Source organism: Paenibacillus oenotherae, assembly GCF_019443105.1.
GTDB classification, from domain to species: domain Bacteria; phylum Bacillota; class Bacilli; order Paenibacillales; family Paenibacillaceae; genus Paenibacillus_Z; species Paenibacillus_Z oenotherae.
The window spans coordinates 1-944 of the sequence record NZ_JAHZIJ010000066.1 but is presented as its reverse complement, the minus strand read 5'-3'; the positions used below and the strand labels follow the sequence as shown (position 1 = coordinate 944).

At 64.3% G+C, this 944-nt stretch carries 1 protein-coding gene; it reads right to left on the bottom strand.

Annotated features, from left to right (window positions below; genetic code table 11):
- A partial coding sequence (locus K0T92_RS24520) for an amino acid adenylation domain-containing protein (protein WP_219875262.1) occupies positions 1-944 on the bottom strand: 944 nt, incomplete at both ends.

Genomic DNA, 944 nt, shown 5'->3' with positions numbered 1-944 from the left:
GCCCGGCGATCCGCTTTGCCGCTTGCTGTCAGCGGCATGATCTCCACCTGCACGAATGCAGCCGGAATCATGTAATCCGGCAGCAGCTCCGCACAGTGGCGGCGCAGCTCCCCTGACGTGCACGCCCGGTCTGCGACCACATAGCCGCACAGCTGCTTGTCGCCTGCTCCATCCTCGCGCACCGTCACGACTGCTTCCGATACCGGCTCGTACGCCAGCAGTGTCCGCTCGATCTCGCCCAGCTCGATCCGGTAGCCCCGCACCTTCACCTGATCATCGATCCGGCCCAGGTACTGGATCTCGCCGTTCTCCATCCATCTCGCCAGGTCGCCCGTCCGGTACATGACCGTTCCCGGCACGAACGGATTCGCCACGAACTTCTCCGCCGTCAGATCCGGACGGTTCGCATAGCCCGCTGCCAGCTGCACACCCGCGATGCACAGCTCGCCCGGCACGCCGATCGGCTGTGCCAGCCCGCTGCTGCTAATGATGTACAGCGCTGTATTGTCGATGGGACGGCCGATTGGCACGAAGCCAAGTCCGCTGTCCGGCACACATTCATACACCGACACGTCCACCGTTGCTTCTGTCGGTCCGTACAGGTTGATCAGACGCGTCTCTCCGAGACCGCAGCTCCGCGTCAGCTCGTAGAATCGCTCCACATGCACCGTATGCAGCGCCTCGCCGCTCGCGAACACCTGCCGCAGGCTGGCCAGCTTCTCTGCCAGCACTTCCGCCGGCTCGCCCTGCACCGTCTCCAGGAACGCCGCCAGCATGGACGGCACGAAGTGCATCGTTGTGACTTTGCGCCGCTGAATCGCCTCCATCAGCTGCGCCGGGTCTTTCTCCGCTCCCGGCGCCAGGAACGCCACGCTTGCTCCGGCCATCATCCACCAGAACAGCTCCCACACCGATACGTCGAAGCTGTATGGCGTCTTCTGCAG